At 31.9% G+C, this 16162-nt stretch carries 16 protein-coding genes; all 16 read left to right on the top strand.

Annotated elements, in window-relative coordinates:
* The first annotated feature begins 29 nt into the window (after positions 1-29).
* On the top strand, positions 30-731 hold the full coding sequence (locus tag G9F72_RS18740) for a zinc dependent phospholipase C family protein (protein WP_164959678.1): 702 nt from the start codon (positions 30-32) through the stop codon (positions 729-731).
* 92 nt (positions 732-823) lie between these two features.
* Positions 824-1354, top strand: a complete 531-nt coding sequence (locus G9F72_RS18735; protein WP_164959679.1) for a class I SAM-dependent methyltransferase — start codon at positions 824-826, stop codon at positions 1352-1354.
* Positions 1329-3029, top strand: coding sequence for a B12-binding domain-containing radical SAM protein (locus G9F72_RS18730; RefSeq protein ID WP_164959680.1), 1701 nt, complete (start codon positions 1329-1331; stop codon positions 3027-3029). Before G9F72_RS18735 ends, G9F72_RS18730 begins: the two co-directional genes overlap by 26 nt.
* Positions 3030-3352: 323 nt before the next feature.
* Positions 3353-3679, top strand: coding sequence for a hypothetical protein (locus G9F72_RS18725; protein WP_164959681.1), 327 nt, complete (start codon positions 3353-3355; stop codon positions 3677-3679).
* Positions 3666-5624 (top strand): V-type ATP synthase subunit I, encoded by a 1959-nt coding sequence (locus tag G9F72_RS18720; protein WP_164959682.1) that lies wholly within the window; start codon positions 3666-3668, stop codon positions 5622-5624. The genes G9F72_RS18725 and G9F72_RS18720 overlap by 14 nt, the downstream gene beginning before the upstream one ends.
* A 13-nt stretch (positions 5625-5637) precedes the next feature.
* The gene (locus G9F72_RS18715) at positions 5638-6114 is read left to right on the top strand and encodes a V-type ATP synthase subunit K (protein WP_164959683.1); all 477 of its coding nucleotides are present in this window, start codon (positions 5638-5640) and stop codon (positions 6112-6114) included.
* A 33-nt stretch (positions 6115-6147) separates the two neighbouring features.
* Positions 6148-6747: a V-type ATP synthase subunit E gene (locus G9F72_RS18710; protein WP_164959684.1), complete on the top strand. Its 600-nt coding sequence runs from the start codon at positions 6148-6150 to the stop codon at positions 6745-6747.
* Between the two features lie 66 nt (positions 6748-6813).
* On the top strand, positions 6814-7815 hold the full coding sequence (locus G9F72_RS18705; protein WP_164959685.1) for a V-type ATP synthase subunit C: 1002 nt from the start codon (positions 6814-6816) through the stop codon (positions 7813-7815).
* A complete protein-coding gene (locus G9F72_RS18700) occupies positions 7808-8116 on the top strand; it encodes a V-type ATP synthase subunit F (protein ID WP_164959686.1) in 309 nt (102 codons plus the stop codon). The genes G9F72_RS18705 and G9F72_RS18700 overlap by 8 nt, the downstream gene beginning before the upstream one ends.
* A 17-nt stretch (positions 8117-8133) precedes the next feature.
* Positions 8134-9906: a V-type ATP synthase subunit A gene (locus G9F72_RS18695; protein ID WP_164959687.1), complete on the top strand. Its 1773-nt coding sequence runs from the start codon at positions 8134-8136 to the stop codon at positions 9904-9906.
* Positions 9899-11281 (top strand): V-type ATP synthase subunit B, encoded by a 1383-nt coding sequence (locus G9F72_RS18690; RefSeq protein ID WP_164959688.1) that lies wholly within the window; start codon positions 9899-9901, stop codon positions 11279-11281. Before G9F72_RS18695 ends, G9F72_RS18690 begins: the two co-directional genes overlap by 8 nt.
* A 2-nt stretch (positions 11282-11283) precedes the next feature.
* On the top strand, positions 11284-11955 hold the full coding sequence (locus tag G9F72_RS18685; RefSeq protein ID WP_164959689.1) for a V-type ATP synthase subunit D: 672 nt from the start codon (positions 11284-11286) through the stop codon (positions 11953-11955).
* Positions 11956-12107: 152 nt separating this feature from the next.
* A complete protein-coding gene (gene def / locus G9F72_RS18680) occupies positions 12108-12587 on the top strand; it encodes a peptide deformylase (protein ID WP_164959690.1) in 480 nt (159 codons plus the stop codon).
* A gap of 503 nt (positions 12588-13090) precedes the next feature.
* Positions 13091-13999 (top strand): quinolinate synthase NadA, encoded by a 909-nt coding sequence (gene nadA, locus G9F72_RS18675; RefSeq protein ID WP_164959691.1) that lies wholly within the window; start codon positions 13091-13093, stop codon positions 13997-13999.
* 4 nt (positions 14000-14003) lie between these two features.
* Complete coding sequence (locus G9F72_RS18670) at positions 14004-15305, top strand: L-aspartate oxidase (RefSeq protein ID WP_164959692.1); 1302 nt, start codon at positions 14004-14006, stop codon at positions 15303-15305.
* Entirely contained in the window at positions 15286-16122 is an 837-nt protein-coding gene (nadC, locus tag G9F72_RS18665) for a carboxylating nicotinate-nucleotide diphosphorylase (protein ID WP_164959693.1), read from the top strand. The genes G9F72_RS18670 and nadC overlap by 20 nt, the downstream gene beginning before the upstream one ends.
* The last annotated feature ends 40 nt before the right edge of the window (positions 16123-16162 follow it).

Raw genomic sequence — 16162 nt, 5'->3', positions numbered from 1 at the left:
AGTGTATACTAAATTAAGAGGTGAGCAGGTTGAAGAGAAAAATTGAAGCTACTTATGGAAAAACATTAAAAGCCTTAATGATAACAGTAAATCCAATTAAAAAGAAGATTATGAAGACCCACTGTATTGTCCATAAATTTATAAATATTCAAGCTGTGGAGATATTAAAAAATCAGGGATATAGTGAAGTTCATAATTTTTACAAATCACATATAAAAGAATTAAACAATGGGGTTACTTGGGCAGATCAAGATTTTAAGAGCTCAAATCATTTTTATCATCACTATAAGGGCACTGGTCTTTATGGATTTTCAAATGCATTAACAGAATTCCAAAAATATTATAAAAGCGCTTTGAAATTTGTGGAGGCAGGAGATATTAGGCAAGCAGTGTTTTATTTTGGGGCAGCTTGCCATTTAATTCAAGATGCTACAGTTCCGCAACACGTGAACAATAAACTCCTAAAAAGTCACAGGAATTTTGAACTTTGGATTATAAGTAAATTAATGAGTGACTATTCTTTCCCTATTTTAAATGAAATAATACAAGAGGATAATATAGAAGACTATATAAAAAACAATGCATTTTTTGCGAATAAAACCTATAATTCTTATGCAAATATAAAAATCAAAGAAGAGAAGTACAATAAGATATCTGTACTCATAGTTCAGAGGGCACAAAAGACCACAGCAGGGCTAATGTTAAATTTTTATAATGAAATTAAGAAATAATTCCTTTATTTTAGAGGAATTATTTTGTTTTTGAAGAATAATTTAAAAATAAGTAAAATATATAAAACTATATTTGAAGAGGGGGTCAATAATTGAAAAGGGAGGTTTTTATAAATTTAGAGAAAGAAATTTTCAAAGGGAATTTATTAGACATAGGTTTTTCTAATCATGGCATCATATACAATATATGTAAACAATATATTGATGATAGTAATAGTGTAGAGTATATAGAAGAAAAGATAAAAATAGATGAGGGGTCCTATGACACTTGTGTAATGTTTCTTACACTAAGTGATATGAAATTTACACAAAGCAGAAAAAAAATGATAAAAGATGTATATAAATTTTTGAAAGAAGATGGGTTATTATATATATGGGACATAGATAAGGGCTTTGCTAAAACTTTTAATTCTAGAATAAATATTCTGTTACCTGATAAAAGCACAAAAGAAATAAATTTAACAGACTTAAATTTATTTAAAAACAGCTCAAAAGAAAATACAATTAAGATTCTGCAGCCTTATTTTGAAATAATAACTAAGAAAAGTTCAGACAATATTTATTACATGATATGCAAAAGGAGAGGGAAATCAAAAGATGAAAGTATTATTAGTAGGGATTAATTCCAGATTTACACATAGTAACCTTGCAATTAGGTATTTAAAAGCATTTACTAAAGATTTGAATTATCAGTGTCTTATAAGAGAGTTTTCTATAAATGATAGAGTAGAGCGAATTGTTCAAGAAATTATAGCAGAAAAAGCGGATATTGTGGCTTTTTCTTGTTATATATGGAATCGAGATTATGTTAAGCAGATATCTGATTTACTCAAACTTATAGATAATAATATTAAATTGTTATATGGAGGACCAGAAGTATCTTTTGATAGTGAAAAATATTTAAAAGATAGTTTTGCAGATTACTTAATTGAGGGAGAAGGGGAAGAAACCTACAGAGAATTTATAGAATATATGATAGCGCGTAGTGATCTTAAAGGTATTAAAGGGTTGTACTATAAAGAAAATGGTGAAATAGTGTATGGAGGAAAAAGAAAGCTTATGGATTTAAATAAGCTTGTTTTTCCATATACCATTAATGATGATTTAAATAACAAAATAGTATATTTCGAATCCTCAAGGGGATGTCCCTTTAATTGCAAGTATTGTCTTTCTTCAACTATACGTGGAGTTAGGTTAATGGATGTGGAAAGGGTTAAAGTAGATTTAAAGTTTTTAATAGACAGAAAGGTAAAACTCATAAAATTTGTTGATAGAACTTTTAATTGTAGTGACGAATTCGCTATGGGAATTTGGGGATATTTAATGAGTCTGGATACTGAAACCACTTTTCATTTTGAAATCTCAGCGGATATATTAAGTGATAAGCAACTTAAACTTTTAGAGAAAGCACCAAAGGGTAGATTTCAGTTTGAAGTAGGAGTTCAGACTACAAATAATGAAGTATTAAAAAATATAAATAGATTTGTAGTTTTTGAAGATATAAAAAAACAGGTCATGGAGTTAAATAAATGCGGTAATATAAAACAACATTTAGATTTAATTGCGGGACTTCCAGGGGAAGACTTTGAATCCTTTAAAAAGTCTTTTAATGATTTGTACACCATAGAGCCGGATGAAATACAACTTGGGTTCCTTAAAATATTAAAAGGGGCACCTATGAAAGATGAAGCAGAGAAATGGGGCATTGTACATTCGAACTATCCCCCTTATGAGGTGCTAAAAACTAAGGATATAAGTTACGATGAAATCATTCTTCTAAAAAGAGTTGAAGAGATGGTGGATAAATACTATAATTCTCAAAAATTTAAAACTATATTAAAATACTTTATTCCTAAATTTGAATCTGTCTTTGATTTTTATTTGTGTTTAGGCACGTTTTTTTATGATAGAGGTTATCTTAGTAGAAGTATATCTTCTGTAGATTACTATAAGATATTTATTGAATTTAATGAAGAAAAATTTAACGAAGAAAAACTTAAAGGTGAAAACTTGGCTTTAAAAGAGATTGTTAAATATGACTATCTTAAATATAACAAAAAGAAGTGGCTTCCTGATTTTCTGCTTAGAGATGTGAATAAGGAAATAGAAAGAGCAATTAAGGACAAGTTTCTACAAGACAATACTGTGCAAAATGCAAATAACATTCATGTAGAGAAATTCATGATTAATATTTTAGATTATATAGATAATAATATTATTTCTGAGGAACCTCATTATTTAATTTATAATATTAATGATGAGGATAATATTGTGGACATAACCTCCATTTTAGGCTAAATACAAAAATAATAAATCAATTACAAAAAAACAATTTTATTCAATCGAAATGACATATATTACATTAATATATGTTAATATTAAGAATATTCATTAATTAAAAAAAAAGAAGTTGAAATTTCTAAAAATACTAAGTATAATACAAGTTGTATTCAATACTACATAAAGTATTATAATAAATACCATACTTAGTATTTATTATAATAAATTAGTATTAAAAATTGAACTATACTCATTATACCTATCTAGGTACATAAAAATAAATAGACTAACAAACTGTTATTTATTTGAAGGTGCCTTTTTAGAAAAAAGGTGGTGATATTTTGGCATTAGAGGCAATAAAAAGTATAAAAAACGCAGAACAGCAAGCAGCAGATAATATTAGTAAGGCAATTGACTGTAGTAAAGATACATTAAAAAAATCTGAGATAGAAGCTGAAGCTCAGTACAAAAGGGTTTTGGATGCTGCCAAAGAAGAGAGTAAAAAAATAATTGAAAATGCTAAAGAAGAAGGTAGAATAAGTTCTGAACCAATTTTTGAAAAAGGTAAAATAGAGGTAGAGAATATACTCAATTTAGAAAGTAGTAAATTTGATATGGCAGTTAACACGGTGGTTGAGAGGATAGTGAAAAGTAATGGCAATAGTTAAAATGAGTAAATTTACATTATTCGCCTTCGAATCACAAAAGGAAACATTATTAGATAGCTTGCACAAATTTGAAAATGTTCAATTTATAAATCTACAAAAGTTTGAAGAAGAACATTTACAATCTCTTGTAAAAGACTCGGAAAATGAAAAAGTTTCTTATTTAGAAGGTGAACAAGCAAAAGTGAAATTTGCTCTTGAGCTATTACTAAAGCATACTGAAAAACAAGGCGCTATAAAATCTTTAGTCAAGGGCAAAAGCATATTGAATTATGGGCAGTTGGAAGCGCTAGCTAAGAAATCAAACTATAATGAAAACTATAAGAAGCTAAAAGAAAAAGATGATTATTTACTACAAATGAAAAGTGAAAGATCAAAAATCAATTCTGAAATAGAAGTATTAACGCCTTGGATACCACTGGATGCACCTTTTGAAGATTTAAAAACATTAGATTCTTCCATATTTCTAATGGGGTCATTGCCAAAAGCACTTAAAGATACTTTCAGAGAAAAATTTGAAAGTGAAATTCCATATTCATATTTAGAAATTATTAGTGAAGTAAAAGAGGCTATGAATGTAATTCTTATAATCTATAAAGGTTATGAAGATAAAGCTAAAGAAATACTTAAACTTTATAATTTCAGTAATATTAATTTAAAATATGATGGAATTCCAGCACAGGTGGTACGCGAATATAAGGCAAGATTAGAAGAGATATCAAAGGAAGAAGAAAGAATAAATTTGGAAATAAAAGATAACTGTCAGTATTTAGAGGATTTTAAAATAGTATCTGAATACTTATCCAATAAACATATAAAAGCATCAGCTTGTGAAAATTTCTTAAAGACAGAAAGTGTAGTTGCAATAGAGGGATGGGTACCAACAGGACTCGCAAGTGATTTAGAAAAGTCTATAAAGGCTATAACTAATGGGGATTTTTATTTGGAGCTAGAAGATGCTACAAGTGAAGATAATGACGTGCCTATACTCTTAAAGAATAATTCAATTGTAGAACCTTTTGAGATAATAATATCAATGTATAGTTTACCTGAATATTCAGAGATAGATCCAACACCCGTAATGACACCATTTTATATGTTGTTCTTTGGGATGATGTTGGCTGATGTTGGATATGGGTTAGTAATGTTTATAGGTTGCGCAATTGCATTAAAGAAATTTAACCTAGATGAAGGTCAGAGAAAGTTTGTTAAGTTTTTCTGGTTATTAAGTATACCAACAGCAATAGCAGGAGTTGTTTACGGGAGTTTCTTTGGAGATTTAATTAAATTTAAAAGTTTAATTAATCCTGGAGAAGATATAATGAAATTACTTATTATAGCTATAGTAATAGGTGCGGTACAAATTTATTTTGGTCTTGGAGTTAAAGGATATATACTAATAAAAAATGGTAAACCAATGGATGCTATTTATGATGTTTTAACATGGTACGCAGCATTAACTGGAGCATTTTTATTAATAGGCGGATCATCTATAGGACTTAGCCCTGCTGTTATCAATATAGGTAAATGGGTTATGATTGTAGGAATGGTTGCACTAGTATTAACCCAAGGAAGAGCAAATAAAGGAATAGGTGCAAAGCTTGGTGGAGGACTATACGGGTTATATGGTATATCAAGCTATATAGGGGACTTGGTTTCATATTCAAGACTTATGGCGCTAGGACTTTCTGGGGGATTTATAGCAGCTTCCTTTAATATGCTTATAGGAATGATACCAAAACCATTTAATATTATTTTTGGAGTATTTATATTTGTGGGCGCACAAACATTTAACCTATTGTTAAGTGCTTTAGGAGCTTTTGTCCATAGTGCAAGACTTCAATATGTGGAGTATTTTAGTAAATTTTATGCAGGTGGAGGGAAAGCCTTCATAGCATTTAAACCAAAAAATCAATATATTAGTGTAATAAAAGAAAAGCAAATATAAGGAGGAATTAATTATGACATTGATAGAATTTACTTTAAAAAACGGTGGATATGTTTTTGCAGCACTTGGGATGGCACTTGCGGTAATTTTACCGGGAATAGGATCAGCAAAAGGTGTAGGTATAGTTGGAGAAGCGGTTGCGGGACTAACAACTGAAGAACCAGAAAAATTCGGTAAAGGTCTTATTCTTCAATTGTTACCAGGTACACAAGGGCTTTATGGTTTCGTTATAGGACTAATGGTTTTACCTAAATTAGCTAAAGCTATGACTTTAGATATGGGAATGTATTTATTTATGGCTTGTTTACCAATAGCGTTTGTAGGATTATATTCTGCAATATCTCAGGCTAAAACAGCTGCGGCAGGTATTGCAATAGTTGCTAAAAAACCAGAGCATAGCACAAAAGCTATTATACTTGCAGCAATGGTTGAAACATATGCGATTTTAGCATTCGTTGTTTCAATAATCTTAGTAAGTAAGACAATCTAATTTTCAAACTAAGAAGTTAGAGGAAGTGAATATATGTCAAATTTAGACAACTTATCAGCTAAGATAATAGAGGATGCGAGTATTAAAGCAGAGACTATATTGAAAGAAGCTAATGATAATGGAAAACTAATGGTAGAAAATAAAATAAAAAAAGCAGAGGCACTTAAAGGCCAAATGCTAGAAAAAAGTAAAATTGAATCAGTTACAGTTAAACAGAGAATTATATCTAACGCTCAGTTAGCTGTAAGAAATGAAAACATAGTGGCAAAGCAAAAAATGATTACTAAGGTATTTGTAGAAGCGCTAGAAAAGCTTTTAGCCATAAAGGATGAAGAGTATTTAGAACTTATAAAAAGATATCTTTTATCAATGTCAATAGTTGGAAACGAGGAAATAATACTTCCTGGGAAATATATAAGCCTTGTAAGTGAGGAATATTTATCCGAAATAAACATAGCATTGATAGCACTCGGAAAAATAGGCGAAATAAAAGTAAGCACTGAGGACAGGAACATAAAAAGTGGATTTATAATAATTAAAAATGGTATAGAGATTAATAATACTTTTGAAAGTCTAGTTAATTCCTTAAGAGATGAGCTTGAATCAGAAATAGTTAAAGAACTATTCAATTAAATTTAAGGAAGCTAGCAATTTATAATTGGTAGCTTCCGAAAAGCAAAACAAGGAGGATAGCCATAAATGGATAATATGAATTTTACACAAGCTGTGGCTAGGCTAAGAGTACTAGAAACAAGACTCCTGGGTAAAGTAAAGATCGATAGAATGATTGATAGTACCTCTGCGGAAGAAGTGCTTAAAATCTTGCAGGAAACTGAATATGCAAGTTTGATGGGAACTGTAAAAAGACCAGAGGACTACAATTTATTACTTAAAGAGGAGTTAAACAGAGTATATTCGCTTATGTATAATGTTTCTCCAGATACCGATATAGTAGATATTTTGAGTTTGAAATATGATTATCATAATATTAAGGTAATGTTAAAAGGCAGAGCACTAGACAAGGATCTTTCTCATATGTTAATTCCTGTAGGTACTGTGGATATAGAAAAATTAAAGGTCTACATGATAACAGAGGATTATAGAGAATTAAACCCTAGTATGAGGGATGCTATACTTAAGGCGAGCGAGGTCTACCATGAACTTAAAGATCCTCAAAAAATAGATATTATAGTAGATCAATATATGTATACGGATATGTTAGCTAGGGCAAAAGAAACAAAAAATAATTTTATAATTGATTATGTTGTGAGAAGTATAGATTTTTCTAATATAAAGTCAGTTATTAGATTGAAGAAACAAGAAAAAGATTTAAAATTTTTAAAAGAGGTTATACTTCCCGGTGGAGCTGTGGCTATGGATATTTTAATAAGAGCCTTTGATGAGCCTATTGAAAATATGGCAGCTAAATTTGCATCATCAAAGTATGGGGAAGTTATAAAGCAAGGCATCGATGATTATATCAAAACTGGAAAACTTTCTCTTCTTGAAAAGTTTTCAGAAAATTATATTATGAAAAGTTTAAAAACTGCTAAATATGTAACCTTTGGACCTGAGCCAATATTTGCTTATATAGCAGCAAAGGAAACAGAAATTAAAATAATAAGAATAATAATGGTTGGAAAATTAAATAACGTTGATACAGCGGTTATAAGAGAAAGGGTGCGTGAGGTTTATGCATAAAGTAGGAGTAGTTGGAGATAAAGATTCAATACTTGCTTTTAAAGCTCTTGGAATTGATGTATATCCTGTTATTGAGGTTGAAGAGGCTAGAAAAACTATAGATAAAATGGCATTAGATAATTATGCAGTTATATTTGTTACAGAGCAAATAGCTCAGCATTTGGATGAAACTATTAAAAGATATAACGCACAAATGCTTCCTGCCGTTATATTAATACCAAGTAATCAAGGCTCACTAAACATAGGAATGCAAAGAATTAGAGATAATGTGGAAAAAGCGGTGGGCGTAAATATTTTATAGAAAGGTAGGGAGATAACTTGAAAATTGGTAGAATTGTAAAGGTTTCAGGTCCATTAGTTGTTGCAAAAGACATGGATGAAGCTAATATATATGACGTAGTTAAGGTTGGAGAAAAAGGTCTTATTGGCGAAATTATCGAGATGAGAGGGGATAGAGCCTCAATTCAAGTATACGAGGAAACCTCAGGCCTAGGACCAGGGGATCCAGTAGAGTCTACTGGTGAACCACTAAGTGTAGAACTTGGACCAGGACTTATGGAATCAATGTTTGATGGTATTCAAAGACCACTTGAAGCAATAAGAGCCATAGCCGGCAATTTCCTAACAAAGGGTGTAAATGTTTCACCTTTAGATAGAACTAAAAAATGGAATTTTGTTCCTACAGCTAAAGTTGGCGATGAGGTTTCAGCGGGATTTGCTATTGGTACAGTTATTGAAACTAGTGTTATAACTCAAACAATAATGATACCTAATGGAATTTCAGGAACTATTACTTCTATAAAAGAAGGAGAGTTTACTTTAGAGGAATTAATTGCAGAAGTACAAACTTCAGATGGCATTGCTAAAATTACATTAATGCAAAAATGGCCAGTAAGACGTGGAAGACCCTACGCTAGTAAATTAAATCCAATAGAGCCACTAGTTACAGGGCAAAGAGTAATAGATACTTTCTTTCCAGTAACTAAAGGAGGAACTGCGTGTGTTCCAGGTCCTTTTGGAAGTGGAAAAACTGTAGTTCAGCATCAATTAGCAAAATGGTCAGATGCAGAAATAATTGTTTATATTGGTTGTGGTGAACGTGGAAACGAGATGACAGATGTTTTGAATGAGTTTCCAGAACTTAAAGATCCTAAAACAGGTGAATCACTGATGAAAAGAACTGTGCTCATTGCAAATACCTCTAATATGCCCGTGGCAGCTAGAGAAGCTTCTGTTTATACAGGAATAACTATTGCAGAGTACTATAGAGATATGGGATTCTCAGTAGCGGTAATGGCGGATTCTACGTCTAGATGGGCAGAGGCACTTCGTGAAATGTCAGGAAGACTTGAAGAAATGCCCGGTGATGAGGGTTACCCAGCATATCTAGGTTCACGTGTAGCCGATTTTTATGAGAGATCAGGAAAGGTAGTTTGTCTTGGAGATGGAGAGAGAGTAGGAGCACTTACAGTTATTGGTGCAGTATCCCCTCCAGGTGGAGACTTATCAGAGCCAGTTACTCAAGCAACCCTTAGAATAGTTAAGGTGTTTTGGGGACTAGATGCACAACTTGCTTATAGAAGGCATTTTCCAGCAATAAATTGGTTAGATTCTTATTCACTTTATTTAGATAAAATAGGTAAGTGGACAGATAATAATGTTGCTGAGGATTGGGTTGAACTTAGAATGAAAGCTATGACTATTCTGCAAGAGGAATCAAAGCTTGAAGAAATAGTAAGACTTGTAGGTATAGATGCGCTTTCTGAAAAAGATAGATTGAAACTCGAGGTTGCAAAGTCAATTAGAGAAGATTACTTGCAACAAAATGCCTTCCATGAGGTGGATACTTATTCATCTTTGGATAAACAACATAAAATGTTAAAGTTAGTTTTAGCATTTTACGATGAAGCACAAAAGGCTTTGGCAGCAGGGGTTTATTTCAGTAAGGTATTACAAATGGAAGTAAGAGATAAAATAGCAAGAGCAAAATATATTCCTGAAACTGAAATGTCAAAAATAGATGATATAAATATAGACTTATCTAAAGAAGTAGAGAAGTTAATTACAGAAGGAGGGGTTATTAGTGCTTAAAGAATACAGAACCATATCAGAAGTTGTAGGACCCCTTATGGTTGTAGAGAAAGTCCAGGGAGTTAGATATGATGAACTAGTTGAAATAGAACTACAAAACGGTGACATTCGTCGTGGAAAAGTACTTGAAATAAATGAAGATAAAGCAATGGTTCAATTATTTGAAAGTTCAGCAGGGATTAACCTAAAGGGCAGTAAGGCTAAGTTTTTAGGTAAACCACTAGAGCTTGGAGTTTCAGAAGATATGCTTGGAAGAGTCTTTGACGGACTTGGTAGGCCTAAAGATGGCGGACCTAAAATTATTCCTGATAAGAAATTAGACATAAATGGAGAAGCCTTAAACCCAGTAGCAAGAAACTATCCCTCAGAATTTATTCAAACGGGAATTTCTGCTATAGATGGACTTAACACTTTAGTTAGAGGACAAAAATTACCAGTTTTTTCTGGAGCTGGTCTTCCTCATGCTCAACTTGCGGCTCAGATAGCAAGACAAGCGAAGGTATTAAATTCAGAGTCGAAATTTGTTGTTGTATTTGCAGCTATAGGAATAACTTTTGAGGAAGCACAATTTTTCGTAGATGATTTTACTAGTACTGGTGCAATAGACAGAACTGTATTATTTATGAATCTTGCAAATGACCCAGCTATTGAGAGAATAGCTACACCTAGAATGGCTCTAACTACAGCTGAATATCTTGCATATGAAAAAGGATATCATGTTCTTGTAATTATGACTGATATTACAAATTACTGTGAGGCCCTACGTGAAGTTTCAGCTGCAAGAAAAGAAGTTCCAGGTAGGCGTGGATATCCAGGATATCTTTATACTGACCTTTCTACGTTATATGAAAGAGCTGGTAGAATTAAAGGACTTGAAGGTTCAATAACACAAATCCCCATACTTACAATGCCTGAAGATGATATAACTCATCCAATTCCAGATCTTACAGGATACATAACTGAAGGGCAGATTATTTTAAGTAGAGAACTTTATAAAAAAGGCGTTATGCCTCCAATAGATGTTCTACCTTCATTATCAAGACTTAAAGATAAAGGTATAGGTAAAAACAAAACAAGAGAAGATCATGCTGATACAATGAATCAATTATTTGCTGCCTATGCTCAAGGTAAGCAAGCAAAGGAGCTAGCAGTAATTTTAGGAGAGTCAGCCTTGTCTGATGCAGATAAAGCATATGCAAAATTTGCAGATGCATTTGAAAAACAGTATATAGCTCAAGGCTTTGAAACTAATAGAACTATAGATGAAACAATAAATCTAGGATGGGAGCTCCTATCTATACTACCAAGAACTGAACTTAAGAGAATTAGAGATGAATATCTTGAGAAGTACTTACCTAAAAAAGAGGGTGAGTAAACATGGCAAGGTTATCTGTTAATCCAACTAGAATGGAGCTGACTAAGCTTAAAAAAAGATTAGCAACAGCGGCTCGTGGGCATAAATTATTAAAAGATAAACAAGATGAACTCATGAGAAGATTTATTGATCTAATAAAGCATAATAATGAACTTAGGAAGAGTGTTGAAGAAGAATTACAAAACTCTTTTAAGGATTTTGTTATGGCAAGTGCCTTAATGTCTTCAGAATTTCTAGAGGAAGCCATTGCTTATCCAAAAGAAAGTATTTCCGTAAAGGTTGACACAAAAAATCTTATGGGTGTTAATGTTCCGGTAATGGAATTTAAAAGAAAACTAGAAGATGATGCGGGCAGTATATATCCCTATGGATTTGCTAGTACTTCAGCAGATCTTGATGGAGCCATAGAAAAGCTATATCTAATTTTGCCAAAGCTTTTAGAACTTGCTGAGGTAGAAAAATCTTGTCAGCTCATGGCTGACGAAATTGAAAAAACTAGAAGAAGAGTTAATGCCCTTGAATACATGATCATCCCTCAGCTTCAAGAAACTATAAAGTATATAAGAATGAAGCTTGGAGAAAATGAAAGAGGTGCTTTAACTAGACTTATGAAAGTTAAAAGCATGATGGAAAAAGCTCAGGCAATAGCAGATGCTAAGAAAATTACCACATAAATAAGATATAATTAAGGTGTTTTTTATGACACCTTAATTTTTTTTGTAAAAAATAAGTTGATGTATACAAGGATTTAGAATAGAATATAACATATAATAAATTAAAATTTATTGCTAATGAAAGCAATTAATATAAGTAAAGGAGAATGGATATGGCAGTTAGAAAGATTTTACAATATGGGGACAAACGTCTTAATACAGAATGCGCAAAGGTTTTAAAAGTAAATGGGGAAATATTAAACTTAATCGACGATATGATGGATACACTTTATGAGGGTAATGGAATAGGCCTTGCTGCTCCTCAAATAGGTGTTTTGAAAAGAGTTATCTTAATTGATTTAGGAGACGAAGAAGAAGAACCAATAATACTTATAAATCCTAAAATAACAGCTCAGTCAGGAAATGAAAAGGATTATGAGGGTTGTTTAAGCTATTTGGGACATGAAGGGGAAGTATTTAGACCTACAAATGTTACAGTGGAAGGAATTAATACTAAAGGAAAACCAGTAACTTATAAAGCTGAGGGATTACTAGCAAGAGCCTTCTGTCATGAAATTGATCATTTAGATGGAATACTGTATATGTCTAGAGCGGAAGAAATGTATGAGCTAGCTGAAGAGGAAGAAGAGTAATTATTCTTAAATTATGCGTTAACGAAAAGTATATATTGCTACAAATGCGCTCACAGCGCCGAGTAATTCTACAAATTATTTTATTTACAGCTGCTAAAAAATGCAAACTCGCTAAATCGCTTAAACATGCATTTTTCTTTACGCATCTATAAATAAAATAATTTGTGAATTACTAAGGCTTGTTCGAACGCATTTTACGCAATATATACTTTTCTTAGCTTAATATAAGAATAAACTCTTTTGTGAAGATTTCTGAATGCGGAATGGGCACTAGAGGAGTATTAATTGTTTAGCATCTTACATGTCGAACAGTTTAATCTTCTTAAAAGATATATATTGTAAAAAATAATACTGTAAGAAGAGCATACTATGTGATTTCAATATCATAAGGTATGCTTTTTTTTTCTGAGCATATTGATATATCACTACACAAATGCTATTATAGTATGTAATACAAGTGTATATACACTTGTATACACATACATAAAGAGAGGTATAAATAAATGCAAGAGTTAAAAGAAAAGATTCGACAATTGAAAGTGGAAAAAAATGCTTTGATTCTAGCACATTATTATGAGAATGATGATATTCAAGAGATAGCTGATTTCGTAGGGGATTCTTATTATCTCAGCAAAATAGCTAAAGAGTGTAATGAGAATACTATAGTATTTTGTGGAGTTAAGTTTATGGCTGAGAGTGCAAAAATACTTTCACCAGAAAAAACAGTGCTTCTTCCAAATATAGACGCGGGATGCACTATGGCAGATATGATTAATGGAGAAGATGTAAGGGAACTTAAAAAGGAGCATCCAAGGGCAAAGGTTATTTGTTATATAAATTCAACAGCAGAAGTTAAAGCTGAAAGTGATATATGCTGTACTTCTTCCAATGCATTAAAAATAATTAATAATTTGAATAATGAGGAAATAATTTTTATACCAGATAAAAATCTAGGCGAATATATAAATGAAAAAGCCACCGGTGTGGACATGATTTTATGGAATGGTTTTTGCTGCGTGCATGAGTTTGTAAGTGTAGAAGAGATTGTGGAAGTTAAAAATTGTGATAGTGATATAAAAATTTTAGTTCATCCTGAATGTAATAGAGAAATTAGAAAACTAGCTGACTTTATAGGAAGCACTGGAGATATAATTAAATTCGCTTCTGAAGACACCGGCAAAAAATATATGATTGTAACAGAGGAAGGTATACTTTACGAGCTAAAAAATAAAAATCCTAATAAGCAGTTTATAACACCAAAGACGCCTATGATATGTAAAAGTATGAAGAAAACTACCTTGGAGGACGTTTATAACAGTCTCCGTAGTAAACAATATGAAATAACCTTAGACGAAGATGTAAGACGAGCCGCAGAGAAATGTCTAAAAGCAATGCATGAAATGGCAAGGTGATTTTATGGATGTATTTGTAGATGTGCTAATAGTTGGAACTGGTGCAGCTGGATTATACGCCGCATTAAATTTAAGAGAAGATCTAAATATACTTCTAATAACTAAAGATGTAGTAAATAAATGCAATACATTTTTAGCTCAAGGCGGTATTTCAGTAGCTAGAGATGAAAGTGATTTCGATCTATTTATACAGGATACACTAAAAGCAGGAAAATTTAAAAATTCCATAAAAGCAGTGCAGACTCTAGTATATGAATCCATAGATAATATAAATAAAGTAATAGATCTTGGAACCAGCTTTGATGTGGAAAAGGGAGAATTCAAATATACAAAGGAAGGTGCACATAGCATCAGCAGAATTGTTCATAGTAAGGATGAAACTGGAAAAGAGCTTTTCTTATCTTTGTTAGAAGCTTTAAAAAATAAAAAAAATGTTTCTATATTAGAAAACACTACATTGGTTGATATTATTACTAAAAACAATAGATGTGTTGGAGGCATGGTAACTAAAGGCGAAAAAAGAATGAATATCTATTCTAAGGCAACCGTTTTAGCAACAGGTGGTATTGGAGGTCTCTTTAAAAATTCAACTAATAGAAGAAGCTTAACAGGGGATGGCTTAGCTATTGCCTTGCGACATAACATTAAAACCTCTAATTTAGACTATGTGCAATTTCATCCGACTGCACTATATGATCATAATGTGAATTGTGAGAAATTCCTGATATCAGAATCACTAAGAGGGGAAGGCGCCAAACTTCTAAATGAATATGGCAGAAGATTTGTAGATGAACTGCTACCAAGAGATGAAGTTTCTAAGGCAATTTATGGAGAAGAAAAAAAGGGTGGTTTGCCTTTTGTGTTTTTAGATATTTCATTTAAAGGCAAGGATTATATAACTAATAGGTTTCCTGCTATTTACAACCACTGTTTACAAAGAGGTATAGATATTACAAAACATAAAATTCCAGTAACCCCAGTACAACACTATCACATGGGAGGAATTACTGTTGACTTACATTCTAGAACATCCATGGAGAATTTATTTGCCTGCGGTGAGGTGAGCTGCACGGGAGTACATGGAGCAAATAGGCTAGCAAGTAATTCACTATTGGAGGCTCTAGTTTTTTCTAGAAGGGCTTCGGAGTTTATAAATAAGTCCATTGATAGGACTATGTTTCTAAACTCAGAAGATATAAATAGACAAAAGGGGAATAGTGATTATAGTGAAATTAATAAAACTATAGTTATAGATAAATTCAAGAAAATGGGAGAGGGTATAAGGAATGAATTGGTTAATTATTGATAATCTTATTATAGAGGCAATAAAAGAAGATGTACCTCAAAACGATATCACAACGGAATTTATTATAGGGGAAGAATGTAACTGTAGCGTAGATTTAATAGCCAAAGAAGATGGAGTAATAGCTGGACTTCATGTATTTGAGAGAGTTTTTAAAATACTCGGAGGAGTTAATATAAAGTTTTTTAAAAAAGATGGAGACGAAGTGTGTGAAGGACAATGCATTGCAAGGTTAAGTGGTAAAACAAAACACATATTGATAGGCGAAAGAACTGCATTAAACTTTCTTCAAAGAATGAGCGGAATTGCCACATTAACTAAAACTTATGTAGATAAATTAAAAAGCAGTGGAGTGAAAATTTTAGATACAAGAAAAACTACACCTAACATGAGAATATTCGAGAAGTATGCTGTAAAAATTGGTGGAGGATGTAACCATAGATACAATCTCTCAGATAGTGTGCTAATAAAAGAAAATCATATAAGTGCTGCTGGAGGAATAAAGGCCGCGGTTACTATTATTCGCCAGAATGTTTCCTTTGTTAAAAAGATAGAAGTTGAAGTTGAAACTTTAGAACAAATTAATGAGGCTTTAGAAGTTGGAGCCGATATTATAATGCTAGATAATATGGATGTGAAAACTATGAAAAAAGCCGTAGAGTTAATTAATAAAAAAGCACTAGTTGAGGCATCTGGAAATGTAACTTTAGATAAAATTTTGGAAGTAGCTGGAAGTGGAGTTGACTATATTTCTGTAGGGGCATTGACTCACTCTTTTAGGGTTTTAGATTTGAGTATGAAGAATTTAGTTAATAATTAATAAAGTATGAAATTTCTCCTGAATGCTTTCACACTTATAC

Source organism: Clostridium estertheticum (assembly GCF_011065935.2).
Taxonomy (GTDB): Bacteria; Bacillota; Clostridia; order Clostridiales; family Clostridiaceae; genus Clostridium_AD; species Clostridium_AD estertheticum_A.
Note: the sequence above shows the minus strand (reverse complement) of the source record. Positions and strands in the feature narration are given on the sequence as shown.